Origin of the sequence: Pseudomonas sp. GM60, assembly GCF_000282415.1 — a bacterium.
GTDB lineage: Bacteria > Pseudomonadota > Gammaproteobacteria > Pseudomonadales > Pseudomonadaceae > Aquipseudomonas > Aquipseudomonas migulae.
In genome coordinates this window covers 168,005-183,395 of sequence record NZ_AKJI01000039.1, presented here as the reverse complement: position 1 = coordinate 183,395, position 15,391 = coordinate 168,005, and the positions used below count along the sequence as shown (strand labels likewise).

9 protein-coding genes, 2 tRNA genes and 3 rRNA genes are annotated in these 15,391 nt (G+C 55.2%); 7 read left to right on the top strand and 7 right to left on the bottom strand.

The features are described from left to right. The 7 genes from rrf to PMI32_RS18640 form a co-directional block, all read right to left on the bottom strand. A 5S ribosomal RNA gene (rrf, locus tag PMI32_RS18610) occupies positions 1 to 108 on the bottom strand; the annotation flags it as partial. A 145-nt stretch (positions 109 to 253) separates the two neighbouring features. Next, positions 254 to 3,147: ribosomal RNA gene (locus PMI32_RS18615) — 23S ribosomal RNA — on the bottom strand. Between the two features lie 236 nt (positions 3,148 to 3,383). After that, positions 3,384 to 3,459 (bottom strand) — tRNA-Ala (locus PMI32_RS18620). A 28-nt stretch (positions 3,460 to 3,487) separates the two neighbouring features. After that, positions 3,488 to 3,564 (bottom strand) — tRNA-Ile (locus PMI32_RS18625). Between the two features lie 82 nt (positions 3,565 to 3,646). Further along, positions 3,647 to 5,183: ribosomal RNA gene (locus PMI32_RS18630) — 16S ribosomal RNA — on the bottom strand. A gap of 641 nt (positions 5,184 to 5,824) precedes the next feature. Then, complete coding sequence (locus PMI32_RS18635) at positions 5,825 to 7,045, bottom strand: CaiB/BaiF CoA transferase family protein (protein ID WP_008027770.1); 1,221 nt, start codon at positions 7,043 to 7,045, stop codon at positions 5,825 to 5,827. A 13-nt stretch (positions 7,046 to 7,058) separates the two neighbouring features. Further along, positions 7,059 to 8,240 carry an acyl-CoA dehydrogenase gene (locus PMI32_RS18640; protein WP_008027768.1) on the bottom strand — a complete coding sequence of 394 codons (1,182 nt, stop codon included), beginning with the start codon at positions 8,238 to 8,240 and terminating at the stop codon, positions 7,059 to 7,061. A gap of 158 nt (positions 8,241 to 8,398) precedes the next feature. Between PMI32_RS18640 and PMI32_RS18645 the strand changes: the two genes are divergently transcribed. The 7 genes from PMI32_RS18645 (at position 8,399) to PMI32_RS29685 (ending at position 15,303) form a co-directional block, all read left to right on the top strand. Further along, a complete protein-coding gene (locus tag PMI32_RS18645; protein WP_008027766.1) occupies positions 8,399 to 9,298 on the top strand; it encodes a LysR family transcriptional regulator in 900 nt (299 codons plus the stop codon). Positions 9,299 to 9,733: 435 nt separating this feature from the next. After that, the gene (locus PMI32_RS18650; protein WP_008027764.1) at positions 9,734 to 10,855 is read left to right on the top strand and encodes a Re/Si-specific NAD(P)(+) transhydrogenase subunit alpha; all 1,122 of its coding nucleotides are present in this window, start codon (positions 9,734 to 9,736) and stop codon (positions 10,853 to 10,855) included. Positions 10,856 to 10,870: 15 nt separating this feature from the next. Next, positions 10,871 to 11,194 carry an NAD(P) transhydrogenase subunit alpha part 2 gene (locus tag PMI32_RS18655; protein ID WP_003187010.1) on the top strand — a complete coding sequence of 108 codons (324 nt, stop codon included), beginning with the start codon at positions 10,871 to 10,873 and terminating at the stop codon, positions 11,192 to 11,194. Next, positions 11,194 to 12,627, top strand: a complete 1,434-nt coding sequence (locus tag PMI32_RS18660; protein ID WP_008027761.1) for an NAD(P)(+) transhydrogenase (Re/Si-specific) subunit beta — start codon at positions 11,194 to 11,196, stop codon at positions 12,625 to 12,627. The genes PMI32_RS18655 and PMI32_RS18660 overlap by 1 nt, the downstream gene beginning before the upstream one ends. A 180-nt stretch (positions 12,628 to 12,807) precedes the next feature. Further along, positions 12,808 to 14,301, top strand: a complete 1,494-nt coding sequence (gene scpC, locus PMI32_RS18665) for a succinyl-CoA:acetate CoA-transferase ScpC (RefSeq protein WP_008027760.1) — start codon at positions 12,808 to 12,810, stop codon at positions 14,299 to 14,301. A 319-nt stretch (positions 14,302 to 14,620) separates the two neighbouring features. Further along, entirely contained in the window at positions 14,621 to 14,836 is a 216-nt protein-coding gene (locus tag PMI32_RS18670) for a DUF1127 domain-containing protein (protein ID WP_007947887.1), read from the top strand. 257 nt (positions 14,837 to 15,093) lie between these two features. Beyond that, positions 15,094 to 15,303: a DUF1127 domain-containing protein gene (locus tag PMI32_RS29685; RefSeq protein WP_008027758.1), complete on the top strand. Its 210-nt coding sequence runs from the start codon at positions 15,094 to 15,096 to the stop codon at positions 15,301 to 15,303. Positions 15,304 to 15,391: the final 88 nt, after the last annotated feature.

Below are 15,391 nucleotides of genomic sequence, written 5' to 3'. Positions count from 1 at the left end.
ATGACCTACTCTCACATGGGGAAACCCCACACTACCATCGGCGATGCATCGTTTCACTGCTGAGTTCGGGATGGGATCAGGTGGTTCCAATGCTCTATGGTCGTCAAGAAATTCTTGAGCTGACGCGTCTTGCGACGTTCCAGCGAATCGGGTATGCGATAGTTTGTGTGTTGCTCTCGAACTTTCGGTTCATTGCGTCTTCACACACCGCAATCTGATGCTCTTTCGAGTAGTCAAATTGCTTGGGTGTTATATGGTCAAGCCTCACGGGCAATTAGTATTGGTTAGCTCAACGCCTCACAGCGCTTACACACCCAACCTATCAACGTCGTAGTCTTCGACGGCCCTTCAGGGGACTCAAGGTCCCAGTGAGATCTCATCTTGAGGCTAGTTTCCCGCTTAGATGCTTTCAGCGGTTATCTATTCCGAACATAGCTACCCGGCAATGCCACTGGCGTGACAACCGGAACACCAGAGGTTCGTCCACTCCGGTCCTCTCGTACTAGGAGCAGCCCCTCTCAAATCTCAAACGTCCACGGCAGATAGGGACCGAACTGTCTCACGACGTTCTAAACCCAGCTCGCGTACCACTTTAAATGGCGAACAGCCATACCCTTGGGACCGGCTTCAGCCCCAGGATGTGATGAGCCGACATCGAGGTGCCAAACACCGCCGTCGATATGAACTCTTGGGCGGTATCAGCCTGTTATCCCCGGAGTACCTTTTATCCGTTGAGCGATGGCCCTTCCATACAGAACCACCGGATCACTAAGACCTACTTTCGTACCTGCTCGACGTGTCTGTCTCGCAGTCAAGCGCGCTTTTGCCTTTATACTCTACGACCGATTTCCGACCGGTCTGAGCGCACCTTCGTACTCCTCCGTTACTCTTTAGGAGGAGACCGCCCCAGTCAAACTACCCACCATACACTGTCCTCGATCCGGATAACGGACCTGAGTTAGAACCTCAAAGTTGCCAGGGTGGTATTTCAAGGATGGCTCCACGCGAACTGGCGTCCACGCTTCAAAGCCTCCCACCTATCCTACACAAGCAAATTCAAAGTCCAGTGCAAAGCTATAGTAAAGGTTCACGGGGTCTTTCCGTCTAGCCGCGGATACACTGCATCTTCACAGCGATTTCAATTTCACTGAGTCTCGGGTGGAGACAGCGCCGCCATCGTTACGCCATTCGTGCAGGTCGGAACTTACCCGACAAGGAATTTCGCTACCTTAGGACCGTTATAGTTACGGCCGCCGTTTACCGGGGCTTCGATCAAGAGCTTCGCGTTAGCTAACCCCATCAATTAACCTTCCGGCACCGGGCAGGCGTCACACCCTATACGTCCACTTTCGTGTTTGCAGAGTGCTGTGTTTTTAATAAACAGTCGCAGCGGCCTGGTATCTTCGACCGGCATGAGCTTACGGAGCAAGTCCTTCACCCTCACCGGCGCACCTTCTCCCGAAGTTACGGTGCCATTTTGCCTAGTTCCTTCACCCGAGTTCTCTCAAGCGCCTTGGTATTCTCTACCCAACCACCTGTGTCGGTTTGGGGTACGGTTCCTGGTTACCTGAAGCTTAGAAGCTTTTCTTGGAAGCATGGCATCAACCACTTCGTGTTCTAAAAGAACACTCGTCATCAGCTCTCGGCCTTAGAATCCCGGATTTACCTAAGATTCCAGCCTACCACCTTAAACTTGGACAACCAACGCCAAGCTGGCCTAGCCTTCTCCGTCCCTCCATCGCAATAACCAGAAGTACAGGAATATTAACCTGTTTTCCATCGACTACGCTTTTCAGCCTCGCCTTAGGGACCGACTAACCCTGCGTCGATTAACGTTGCGCAGGAAACCTTGGTCTTTCGGCGTGGGTGTTTTTCACACCCATTGTCGTTACTCATGTCAGCATTCGCACTTCTGATACCTCCAGCAAGCTTCTCAACTCACCTTCACAGGCTTACAGAACGCTCCTCTACCGCATCATCCGAAGATGATACCCGTAGCTTCGGTGTATGGTTTGAGCCCCGTTACATCTTCCGCGCAGGCCGACTCGACTAGTGAGCTATTACGCTTTCTTTAAAGGGTGGCTGCTTCTAAGCCAACCTCCTAGCTGTCTAAGCCTTCCCACATCGTTTCCCACTTAACCATAACTTTGGGACCTTAGCTGACGGTCTGGGTTGTTTCCCTTTTCACGACGGACGTTAGCACCCGCCGTGTGTCTCCCATGCTCGGCACTTGTAGGTATTCGGAGTTTGCATCGGTTTGGTAAGTCGGGATGACCCCCTAGCCGAAACAGTGCTCTACCCCCTACAGTGATACATGAGGCGCTACCTAAATAGCTTTCGAGGAGAACCAGCTATCTCCGAGCTTGATTAGCCTTTCACTCCGATCCACAGGTCATCCGCTAACTTTTCAACGGTAGTCGGTTCGGTCCTCCAGTTAGTGTTACCCAACCTTCAACCTGCCCATGGATAGATCGCCCGGTTTCGGGTCTATTCCCAGCGACTAGACGCCCTATTAAGACTCGCTTTCGCTACGCCTCCCCTATTCGGTTAAGCTCGCCACTGAAAATAAGTCGCTGACCCATTATACAAAAGGTACGCAGTCACCCAACAAAGTGGGCTCCCACTGCTTGTACGCATACGGTTTCAGGATCTATTTCACTCCCCTCTCCGGGGTTCTTTTCGCCTTTCCCTCACGGTACTAGTTCACTATCGGTCAGTCAGTAGTATTTAGCCTTGGAGGATGGTCCCCCCATATTCAGACAAAGTTTCTCGTGCTCCGTCCTACTCGATTTCATGACTAAGAGATTTTCGCGTACAGGGCTATCACCCACTATGGCCGCACTTTCCAGAGCGTTCCGCTAATCTCAAAGCCACTTAAGGGCTAGTCCCCGTTCGCTCGCCACTACTAAGGGAATCTCGGTTGATTTCTTTTCCTCAGGGTACTTAGATGTTTCAGTTCCCCTGGTTCGCTTCTTAAGCCTATGTATTCAGCTTAAGATACCTAACTTATGTTAGGTGGGTTCCCCCATTCAGACATCTCCGGATCAAAGTCTGTTTGCCGACTCCCCGAAGCTTTTCGCAGGCTACCACGTCTTTCATCGCCTCTGACTGCCAAGGCATCCACCGTATGCGCTTCTTCACTTGACCATATAACCCCAAGCAATCTGGTTATACTGTGAAGACGACATTCGCCGAAAATTCGCGATTAAACTCACAAATTTTACCTTAGCCTGAATAAACACCAGTGAAAGTGTTATCCAGTCTATCTTTCTATCACATACCCAAATTTTTAAAGAACGATCTAGCCAAAGACTAGAAATCAACATTCACCACCATCACGATGGAATGCTCATTTCTAAGCTTTATACAATCAGAAGCAGTAGTGGTGGAGCCAAACGGGATCGAACCGTTGACCTCCTGCGTGCAAGGCAGGCGCTCTCCCAGCTGAGCTATGGCCCCGTATTGCTACAGGATCCCACACAAAAATTGGTGGGTCTGGGCAGATTCGAACTGCCGACCTCACCCTTATCAGGGGTGCGCTCTAACCAACTGAGCTACAGACCCAATTTCGGGCTGCTTCTTATCGTCTTCTTCAATGAATCAAGCAATTCGTGTGGGAACTTATGGAGCAGCTGATGTCGTCGATTAAGGAGGTGATCCAGCCGCAGGTTCCCCTACGGCTACCTTGTTACGACTTCACCCCAGTCATGAATCACACCGTGGTAACCGTCCTCCCGAAGGTTAGACTAGCTACTTCTGGTGCAACCCACTCCCATGGTGTGACGGGCGGTGTGTACAAGGCCCGGGAACGTATTCACCGCGACATTCTGATTCGCGATTACTAGCGATTCCGACTTCACGCAGTCGAGTTGCAGACTGCGATCCGGACTACGATCGGTTTTGTGGGATTAGCTCCACCTCGCGGCTTGGCAACCCTCTGTACCGACCATTGTAGCACGTGTGTAGCCCAGGCCGTAAGGGCCATGATGACTTGACGTCATCCCCACCTTCCTCCGGTTTGTCACCGGCAGTCTCCTTAGAGTGCCCACCATTACGTGCTGGTAACTAAGGACAAGGGTTGCGCTCGTTACGGGACTTAACCCAACATCTCACGACACGAGCTGACGACAGCCATGCAGCACCTGTCTCAATGTTCCCGAAGGCACCAATCCATCTCTGGAAAGTTCATTGGATGTCAAGGCCTGGTAAGGTTCTTCGCGTTGCTTCGAATTAAACCACATGCTCCACCGCTTGTGCGGGCCCCCGTCAATTCATTTGAGTTTTAACCTTGCGGCCGTACTCCCCAGGCGGTCAACTTAATGCGTTAGCTGCGCCACTAAGAGCTCAAGGCTCCCAACGGCTAGTTGACATCGTTTACGGCGTGGACTACCAGGGTATCTAATCCTGTTTGCTCCCCACGCTTTCGCACCTCAGTGTCAGTATCAGTCCAGGTGGTCGCCTTCGCCACTGGTGTTCCTTCCTATATCTACGCATTTCACCGCTACACAGGAAATTCCACCACCCTCTACCATACTCTAGCTTGTCAGTTTTGAATGCAGTTCCCAGGTTGAGCCCGGGGATTTCACATCCAACTTAACAAACCACCTACGCGCGCTTTACGCCCAGTAATTCCGATTAACGCTTGCACCCTCTGTATTACCGCGGCTGCTGGCACAGAGTTAGCCGGTGCTTATTCTGTCGGTAACGTCAAAACAGCAAAGTATTAATTTACTGCCCTTCCTCCCAACTTAAAGTGCTTTACAATCCGAAGACCTTCTTCACACACGCGGCATGGCTGGATCAGGCTTTCGCCCATTGTCCAATATTCCCCACTGCTGCCTCCCGTAGGAGTCTGGACCGTGTCTCAGTTCCAGTGTGACTGATCATCCTCTCAGACCAGTTACGGATCGTCGCCTTGGTGAGCCATTACCTCACCAACTAGCTAATCCGACCTAGGCTCATCTGATAGCGCAAGGCCCGAAGGTCCCCTGCTTTCTCCCGTAGGACGTATGCGGTATTAGCGTCCGTTTCCGAGCGTTATCCCCCACTACCAGGCAGATTCCTAGGCATTACTCACCCGTCCGCCGCTCTCAAGAGAAGCAAGCTTCTCTCTACCGCTCGACTTGCATGTGTTAGGCCTGCCGCCAGCGTTCAATCTGAGCCATGATCAAACTCTTCAGTTCAAACATCTTTGGGTTTTTAAGAAACCCTAAACTTGGCTCAGCAATCGTTGGTTACATCTTTGATTTCTCGCGGAGTAACTTGTGATGCTGATAATCTTGTTGACTATCAGTCTGACTCCACAAGCACCCACACGAATTGCTTGATTCAGTTGTTAAAGAGCGGTTGGTTAAGATCTTTCGTCTCAACCGAGGCGCGCATTCTACAGCGTCCTCTGCATCTGTCAAGCGGTTATTTTCAGAAGTTTTCAAAGTTTCCTTTGCAACTTCAACCACTTGCGCTTCCGATCTCTCGTTAGCGGGAGGCGAATTCTACAGCGTTACTCGCTGCTGTCAACACCTCTTTTTCTCCGCTTTCGACCGAGAAGATCGAACCGTCAAAAGAGCCAAACAACACCGCTCTTTCAACTCCTTCTGGGCTTCGATGACCTGAAGCAACTCGCTGTCGAAAACCGCGTAACTCTTTGTTTACCAAGGAGTTTTCCGTTTCGACTGCGCCGGAAGTGGGGCGAATTATAGACTTCTAGAATCTGCCGTCAACCCCTAATTTAGCCTTTCTATCAATAACTTGCAGAAAGCCTGAAAACAGCGAGCTTCCCTCTATATAGAAGAGCAAAACCACGCCATCTATATAGAAGGACTCCTCAAAGCACTCCAGCGTCCTTCAATGCAGTCACCGCACAAGCGTCCAGGCCCAACACCCGCTGCAGCACCGCCATCGTATGCTCGCCCAGCAAAGGAGGCGCATTGCGGTACTCCACCGGTGTCTCGGACAGACGAATCGGGCTCGCCACCTGCGGCACCATCCCCGCCAAGGCGTGAGGCAGCTCAATCGCCAAACCGCGCGCCTTTACCTGAGGGTCGGCAAACACCTGAGCCAGATCATTGATCGGACCACACGGCACGCCTGCCCGCTCCAACTGCGACACCCACTCAGCAGTGGTCTTGAACACCGTAGCCTGGCGAATCAACGGAATCAGCACCGCACGGTTCGCCACCCGCAGCTTGTTGGTGGCAAAGCGCGGATCATCCGCCCACTGCGGCTGCCCGGCCACTTCCGCAAACTTGCGGAACTGCCCGTCATTACCCACCGTAAGGATGAAATCGCCATCTGCTGTAGGAAAGTCCTGATACGGCACGATGTTCGGATGTGCATTACCCAGCCGCTTCGGCGAATTACCTGTCGTCAGGTAGTTCATCGCCTGGTTAGCCAGGCACGCAACCTGGACATCCAGCAACGCCATATCGATATGTTGGCCGCCACCGTCATGATCCCGATGCGCAAGCGCTGCGAGAATCGCCACGGTCGAGTAAAGCCCGGTCAAAATGTCCGTCAGCGCCACGCCGACTTTCACCGGCCCGGCACCATCATCACCTTCTGGTCGCCCCGTCAGACTCATCAGGCCGCCCAAGCCCTGGATCATGAAGTCATAACCCGCGCGCTTGGCGTAAGGACCCGTCTGACCAAATCCGGTGATCGAGCAGTAGATCAGATTCGGATTGGCCTCTTTGAGCGACTCATAATCCAATCCATAAGCCGCCAGACCACCGACCTTGAAGTTCTCGATCAGGATGTCTGACTTCGCCGCCAGCTCACGCACCAACTTCTGCCCCTCCGGGCGAGTGAAGTCGATGGTCACCGATTGCTTGTTGCGATTGGCCGACAAGTAGTAGGCGGCCTCGCTGGTGTTCTCGCCATAGGCATCCTTCAGAAAAGGAGGCCCCCAGGCGCGCGTGTCATCGCCATTGCCCGGACGCTCGACCTTGATCACCTCGGCGCCAAGGTCCGCCAGTATCTGACCGGACCACGGCCCGGCCAGCACCCGCGACAAATCCAGTACCCGTAGATGCGAAAGCGCGCCCATGGCCGTTCTCCTATTAATAGAACGCCTGGAGGCCGGTCTGCGCACGACCAAGGATCAGCGCGTGGACGTCATGCGTACCTTCATAGGTATTCACCACTTCCAGGTTGACCAGGTGACGCGCCACGCCGAATTCATCGGAGATACCGTTACCACCCAACATGTCACGCGCCATCCGAGCAATGTCCAGGGACTTGCCGCAAGAGTTGCGCTTCATCATCGAGGTGATTTCGACCGCAGCGGTGCCTTCATCTTTCATACGACCCAGACGCAGGCAGCCTTGCAGAGCCAGGGTGATTTCGGTCTGCATGTCAGCCAGTTTCTTCTGGATCAATTGAGTAGCAGCCAATGGACGACCGAACTGCTGACGATCCAGGGTGTATTGGCGAGCGGTGTGCCAGCAGAACTCGGCCGCGCCCAGCGCACCCCAGGAAATGCCATAACGTGCCGAGTTCAGGCAAGTAAACGGGCCTTTCAAACCACGGACGTCAGGGAAGATGTTCTCTTCAGGGACAAACACGTTGTCCATGACGATCTCACCAGTGATGGATGCACGCAGCCCCACTTTGCCGTGAATGGCCGGCGCGCTCAGGCCTTTCCAGCCTTTCTCCAGAACGAAGCCACGGATGTCGCCCTCGTCGTCCTTGCCCCAGACCACGAATACATCGGCGATCGGGCTGTTGGTGATCCACATCTTGCTGCCGGTCAGGCTGTAGCCGCCTTCCACTTTGCGTGCACGAGTAATCATCGCGCCCGGGTCGGAACCGTGGTTAGGCTCGGTCAGACCGAAACAGCCAATCCACTCGCCCGAGGCCAGTTTCGGCAGATACTTCTGCTTCTGGGCCTCAGTACCGAATTCATTGATCGGCACCATCACCAAAGAGGACTGCACGCTCATCATCGAGCGATAACCCGAATCGACGCGCTCAACTTCACGAGCAATCAGACCGTAGCTGACATAGTTCAGACCGCTGCCGCCATATTGCTCAGGGATGGTTGCACCCAGCAGGCCGACTTCACCCATTTCACGAAAGATCGCCGGGTCGGTCTTTTCATGACGGAAAGCTTCAAGAACACGCGGCGCGAGCTTCTGCTGAGCGAATTGCTCGGCAGTGTCGCGAATCATGCGCTCTTCTTCGGTGAGCTGTTGATCCAGCAGCAGGGGATCGATCCAGTTGAAGCTAGCTTTACCGCCCATGAGTGTGTCCTCTCGAATCGGGTCAAATAACGTGGACTGATCCTAGGCCGGGTTTGGCGTTACCACAAACGAGGATTTTGCATACTGTTGTGCTAATTTCTCACTCCGAAACATCGCGAAGCAGTTTTTTGTACGATGTATTAGTGAGGTTGACGTACATGCGCAGGAAGATCCCCAGCACAACCGCCCTGGTCAGCTTTGAAGCAGCGGCACGCCACGAGAGCTTTACCAAGGCAGCCCAGGAACTTTCCCTCACTCAGGGAGCGATCTGCCGACAGATCGCCAGCCTTGAGGAGTTCTTGAGTGTGGAGTTGTTCCGACGCTCGCGGCGTGGAGTGAAGCTGACTGAAGCCGGACTTTCCTACAGCCGTCGGGTAGCAACACAGTTGGACGCCGTAGAGCGCGACACCCTGTCAGTGATGGGCCAACAGGGTACCAACGTGATTGAGCTGGCGGTCGTACCAACCTTCGGCACCCAATGGCTGCTGCCAAGACTCAAAGACTTCCAGCAAAAACATCCCGAAGTGACGGTCAACCTCACTAACCGCACACGCCCCTTCTTGTTTGCCGACACAGACTTCGATGCCGCCATTTACTTTGGCGATGCGGACTGGTCAGGCACTGAATCCCACAGGCTGATGGGCGAAAATCCCATGCCTGTGTGCAGCCCCAACCTACTGGGCAATAGGACAAGCCTCACACCCGCAGAAATCGCCGAACTGCCCTTGCTGCAACAGACCACCCGCCCCTATGCCTGGCGCCAATGGTTCAACTCGCAAAACCTTAATATCCCCCGCGACATGACAGGGCCGCGCTACGAGCTATTCTCCATGCTTGCCCAAGCGGCGATGCATGACATGGGGATCGCCTTGATCCCGCCGTTCCTGATTCAGCGCGAACTGGCGGAGAAGCGCCTGGTGATCGCCAACGCTCAGGCGCTGTCCAGCATCAAGGCGTATTACCTGATGATTCCTGATCGAAAAGTCGAATCTGCGTCTTTGAAGGCATTTCGCGACTGGCTGGTAAATCAGGCACAAAGCTACAGCCTAGAAGGATAAAGGCTTAGCCCCATTAGCTGACCCCGTAGTCAATAAACTGAAAGCCCTACAGATATAAGTATTTGTCGCATATTCGCAGACTGTACCTAGAAGCTGTACAAACGTCCCACAAGCGCCTGAAAACGTGGCCTTGAGCCGCTATTGGATGGCAATAACACTGCATTCACCGTACCGATGTGTAATTTCTTGAATTTTGGCGAAAAACCTTACAAGGCACGGCCTGCAAGGGATTGAAGCGGTTAGTTGCGACATTCGGTCACGGGGTGACTTGTAGTTAATTTTCCGTCACCCGTCATAATCCCTTGAAGGGCACAAAGTTCGCCTGCAAAATGCCGCGCCCCGCCCTGATTTGGCGGGATCGTGCTGATCGGCCGCCCCAGCCGCACCATCCGAAGTGCCTGGGTTTACTCAATAAGATCACGCAGGAGATTTGACGTGCACATTGGTGTTCCTCTCGAAACCCAGACGGGTGAAACACGGGTTGCTGCAACCCCGGAAACCATCAAGAAGCTGATCGGCCAGGGTCATAAGGTCACTGTGCAAAGCGGCGCCGGCATTAATGCCAGCGTTGTCGACAGTGCTTATGAAGCGGCAGGCGCAACCATTGGCAGCGCCAACGATGCGTTTGGTGCCGAGCTGATTCTCAAGGTGGTCGCACCCAGCGACAGCGAACTCGCTCTGATCAAGAGCGGCACCGTTGTGGTGGGCATGCTCAACCCGTTCAGCAATGAAACCATTGCCAAACTGGCTGAGTGCGGAATCACCGCGTTTGCGCTGGAAGCCGCGCCACGCACCTCCCGCGCCCAGAGCCTGGATGTGCTGTCTTCGCAAGCCAACATCGCCGGCTATAAAGCCGTGTTGCTGGCCGCACACCATTACCCTCGCTTCATGCCGATGCTGATGACCGCTGCGGGCACCGTGAAAGCGGCGCGCGTGCTGATTCTTGGCGCCGGGGTAGCCGGTTTGCAGGCGATCGCTACGGCGAAACGTCTGGGTGCGGTGATTGAGGCGTCTGATGTGCGACCTGCGGTTAAAGAGCAGATCGAATCCCTCGGTGCCAAGTTCGTCGACGTGCCTTATGAGACCGATGAAGAGCGCGAATGCGCCGTCGGTGTCGGCGGTTACGCACGTCCAATGCCGGCGAGCTGGATGCAGCGTCAGGCCCTGGCCGTGCACGAGCGCGCCAAGCAGGCTGACATTGTCATCACCACGGCACTGATTCCGGGCCGCAAGGCACCGACGCTGTTGAGCGCGGAAACCGTGGCGCAGATGAAGCCAGGCTCGGTGGTCATCGACCTCGCCGCAGCCCAGGGCGGCAACTGCCCGCTGACCGTGGCCGATCAGGTTGTGGTCGAGAATGGCGTGACCATTTGCGGTCCTACCAATCTGGCCGGCGCGGTCGCGGCAGACGCTTCGGCCCTGTACGCACGCAACCTGCTGGACTTCCTGAAGCTGGTCTTCAACAAAGAAGGCCAGTTCGAAGTGAACCTAGAAGACGACATCGTCGCCGCGTGCCTGATGTGCCGCGACGGCCAAGTCATCCGCAAAAACGCCTAAGCAGGGATTCAGACGATGGAAGAGCTTATCTCCCCCGGTATCTACAACCTGATCATCTTCGTGCTGGCGATTTATGTCGGTTATCACGTGGTCTGGAACGTTACACCTGCGCTGCACACGCCGTTGATGGCGGTCACCAACGCCATTTCGGCGATCGTGATTGTCGGCGCCATGCTCGCCGCGGCGCTGACCGTTACGCCACTGGGTAAAACCATGGGCACGCTGGCCGTGGCCCTGGCGGCAGTAAACGTATTCGGTGGCTTCCTGGTGACCCGCAGGATGCTTGAGATGTTCAAGAAAAAAGCCCCGAAAGCCGTAAAAGAAGAGGCGCCTAAGTAATGAGCATGAACCTCGTAACGACGCTCTACTTGATCGCGTCCATCTGCTTCATCCAGGCCCTGAAAGGCCTGTCGCACCCGACCACGTCGCGTCGCGGCAACCTGTACGGCATGCTCGGCATGGCCTTGGCGATCCTCACCACCGTGGGCCTCATCTATAAGCTGGGCGCTGAGCTGGCCACCGCCGGTATCGGTTACGTCATCGTCGGCCTGCTGGTCGGCGGCACCGCCGGCTCGATCATGGCCAAGCGCGTTGAAATGACCAAGATGCCGGAACTGGTCGCCTTCATGCACAGCATGATCGGTATGGCCGCGGTGTTCATCGCGATCGCCGCTGTTGTTGAGCCGCAATCGCTGGGCATCGTCAAGCAATTGGGTGATTCGATTCCTGCGGGCAACCGTCTGGAGCTGTTCCTGGGTGCTGCCATCGGTGCAATCACCTTCTCCGGTTCGGTGATCGCGTTCGGCAAGCTCTCGGGCAAGTACAAGTTCCGCCTGTTCCAGGGTGCACCGGTACAGTTCGGCGGCCAGCACAAGCTGAACCTGCTGCTGGGTCTGGCGACACTGGCGCTGGGCATCACCTTCATGCTGACCGGCAATCTCAGTGCCTTCGCGCTGATGCTGGTGCTGGCCTTCGTGATGGGCGTCCTGATCATCATCCCGATTGGCGGCGCAGACATGCCGGTTGTGGTGTCGATGCTTAACAGTTACTCCGGTTGGGCAGCAGCGGGTATCGGCTTCTCACTGAACAACTCGATGCTGATCATCGCGGGCTCGCTGGTGGGTTCGTCCGGTGCGATCCTCTCGTACATCATGTGCAAGGCGATGAACCGTTCCTTCTTTAATGTACTGCTCGGTGGTTTCGGCAATACGGCCGATGCCGGCCCGGCTGGCGCCAAGGAAGCCCGCCCGGTGAAATCCGGTTCGGCCGACGACGCGACCTTCCTGCTGACCAACGCCGATACCGTGATCATCGTTCCAGGCTACGGCCTGGCGGTAGCACGGGCGCAGCACGCACTGAAAGAGCTGACCGAGAAGCTGAGCCATCGTGGCGTGACCGTGAAATACGCGATCCACCCGGTGGCGGGTCGTATGCCTGGTCACATGAACGTGCTGCTGGCCGAGGCTGAAGTGCCTTACGACCAGGTGTTCGAGATGGAAGACATCAACTCCGAGTTCGGTCAGGCCGACGTGGTGCTGGTGCTCGGCGCCAACGACGTGGTCAACCCGGCGGCGAAGAACGATCCGAAATCGCCGATTGCCGGGATGCCGATTCTCGAAGCGTTCAAGGCCAAGACGATCATCGTCAACAAACGTTCGATGGCCAGCGGTTATGCCGGCCTGGACAACGAACTGTTCTACCTCGACAAAACCATGATGGTCTTCGGCGACGCCAAGAAAGTCATCGAAGATATGGTCAAAGCCGTCGAGTAAAAACTGCTCCAGCGCAATACCCAAAACCTCAGCCTTTAGTAGGCTGGGGTTTTTTTATTCCCCGTGAAACCCGACCAAAGGCTCTAAATCAGGGGTCTGCATTCGACCATGGTAGCGGGAGGATTTTTTTTGAAATCACTAGACTGCACACCTTGCTTCCGTTGCCCGAGATAACAATCCATGTACCGTGATCGTATTCGCTTGCCTTCGTTGTTGGATAAGGTGATGAGCGCCGCTGACGCTGCCGCTCTGATTGAGGACGGCATGACCGTCGGCATGAGTGGTTTTACGCGCGCTGGCGAAGCCAAAGCCGTGCCTCATGCATTGGCCGAACGCGCCAAAGTCACCCCGCTGAAAATCACACTGATGACCGGCGCCAGCCTGGGCAACGACCTTGATAAACAGCTCACCGAAGCCGGCGTCCTGTCGCGACGCATGCCGTTCCAGGTCGACAGCACATTGCGCAAGGCGATCAACGCCGGCGAAGTGATGTTTATTGACCAGCATCTTTCAGAAACCGTGGAGTCGCTGCGCAACCAGCAGCTGAAACTGCCGGACATCGCCGTCATCGAGGCCGTGGCGATCACTGAGCAAGGCCACATCGTGCCGACCACTTCGGTGGGCAACTCGGCCAGCTTCGCGATTTTCGCCAAACAGGTGATCGTCGAGATCAACCTGGCGCACAACCCGAACCTCGAGGGTTTGCACGACATCTATATCCCGACGTATCGCCCGACCCGCACGCCGATTCCGCTGGTGAAGGTCGACGATCGCATCGGCAGCACCGCCATTCCGATCCCGCCTGAAAAGATCGTCGCGATTGTCATCACCAATCAGTCCGACTCGCCGTCGACGGTACTGCCACCGGACGTTGATACCCAGGCCATTGCCGACCACCTGATCGACTTCTTCAAGCAGGAAGTGGCGGCTGGGCGCATGACCAACAAGCTTGGCCCATTGCAGGCCGGCATCGGCACCATTGCCAACTCGGTGATGTGCGGACTGATCGATTCTCCGTTCGAAGACCTGACCATGTATTCCGAGGTGTTGCAGGACTCGACCTTCGACCTGATCGACGCCGGCAAGCTGAGCTTTGCGTCTGGTAGTTCGATCACCTTGTCGAGCCGCCGCAACGCTGATGTGTTCGGCAACCTGGAGCGTTACAAGGACAAACTGGTCCTGCGTCCGCAGGAAATCTCCAACCACCCGGAAGTGGTGCGCCGCCTTGGGATCATCGGCATCAACACTGCGTTGGAGTTCGACCTGTACGGCAACGTCAACTCTACCCACGTCTGCGGCACGCGAATGATGAACGGCATCGGTGGCTCGGGCGACTTCGCGCGCAACGCGCACCTGGCGATCTTTGTGACCAAGTCGATTGCCAAGGGCGGCGCGATCTCCAGCGTGGTGCCGATGGTCAGCCACGTCGATCACACGGAACATGACGTCGACATCCTCGTGACCGAGGTCGGTCTGGCGGACTTGCGCGGGCTGGCACCGCGGGAGCGGGCTCGCGTCATCATCGATAACTGCGTACACCCGGACTATCGCCAGGCGCTGGATGACTACTTCACCGCCGCTTGCGCCATCGGCGGGCACACGCCACATATCCTGCGTGACGCCCTGAGCTGGCACATCAACCTGGAAGAAACCGGTCGAATGCTGACGGTGTAATTGATACAGATAGCCGCTGTCGCAAGCACAGTTTCGACAGCGGACTATTGCCAGGCAGAAATGTGTTTAAAACTGTACTGCTGTACTGGTCATTTCCTACCGTAACGCCCTACCTTTTCGACCAGAATCACCAAAAATGCACCATAACAGTGCCGACAGGTACAGTTGCCTCAATTTAGACCAGTACACTACCCTTTAACAGTTAACTGGTCCCTCACAATACAGGTGAACTGTATCTAGAGAGACTGGCCAAACGAGAGGATCATTGGCATCAGTTAAACCACTACCTAATCCCGCCACAAGCGGAAGGATGAAAACCATGGAACGTACACTCAGTTCCGATCTGTTCTTCGAAGACACCGCTGCAAAAACCCAGGCTTCCATGCCTCTGCGCGTTATCGCCAACCTGATGCTGTGGCAGCGCCGCATCTCCAGCCGCCACCAACTGGCTCGCCTGGATTCGCGTCTGCTGGCTGACGCCGGGATTAGCGAAGCACAACGCTACGAAGAGCTGAGCAAGCCGTTCTGGCGCTAAGTAAGCGTCGCTGGCTCTGATCTTTAAGGTCAACCGCCAGCACCCGAATTGAACAAACAAGACCCGTCGTGGGAAACCACGACGGGTTTTGTCGTTTTGGGGTGATGAAATCCTCAAAACAATAAGCACACTTAAACACAGGTACAGTTTCACTTTAATAAAAACTGAACCAGTACAATTTCAGGCGTGTGTGTCTGTCTTGGCGAACCGGGCGGGATCATCATGAAATCCCGACCTGCCAGCAAAAGGACTGCACCATGGATCATCCACTGGATCTCCCCGCGACCACTTCGCAATCCAAGCCTCGGTTTACCTGGCTTGGAAGATTGTTCAGAGGCTTCGCCAGCAGCCTCGAAAGAGCCAGAACCCGGCGTTTACTGGCGCAACTCGACGCCAGGCAGCTGTCTGACCTGGGCATCAGTCATTCAGATCGTGTCAGAGAATTGGATAAGCCGTTCTGGCGCTGATGTCCGCCTGAACAGACGGGACTGTGCGAATCGACACCTACAGGCCTAATATCAAGCCAGAACGTGGCGATGACTGCGCGACAGGCAT

Excerpts from the sequence above, each read along its gene's own strand:
- PMI32_RS18635 (WP_008027770.1), bottom strand. The coding sequence starts at position 7,045 with ATGGGCGCGCTTTCGCATCTACGGGTACTGGATTTGTCGCGGGTGCTG.
- PMI32_RS18640 (WP_008027768.1), bottom strand. The coding sequence starts at position 8,240 with ATGGGCGGTAAAGCTAGCTTCAACTGGATCGATCCCCTGCTGCTGGAT.
- PMI32_RS18645 (WP_008027766.1), top strand. The coding sequence starts at position 8,399 with ATGCGCAGGAAGATCCCCAGCACAACCGCCCTGGTCAGCTTTGAAGCA.
- PMI32_RS18655 (WP_003187010.1), top strand. The coding sequence starts at position 10,871 with ATGGAAGAGCTTATCTCCCCCGGTATCTACAACCTGATCATCTTCGTG.
- PMI32_RS18660 (WP_008027761.1), top strand. The coding sequence starts at position 11,194 with ATGAGCATGAACCTCGTAACGACGCTCTACTTGATCGCGTCCATCTGC.
- scpC (WP_008027760.1), top strand. The coding sequence starts at position 12,808 with ATGTACCGTGATCGTATTCGCTTGCCTTCGTTGTTGGATAAGGTGATG.
- PMI32_RS18670 (WP_007947887.1), top strand. The coding sequence starts at position 14,621 with ATGGAACGTACACTCAGTTCCGATCTGTTCTTCGAAGACACCGCTGCA.
- PMI32_RS29685 (WP_008027758.1), top strand. The coding sequence starts at position 15,094 with ATGGATCATCCACTGGATCTCCCCGCGACCACTTCGCAATCCAAGCCT.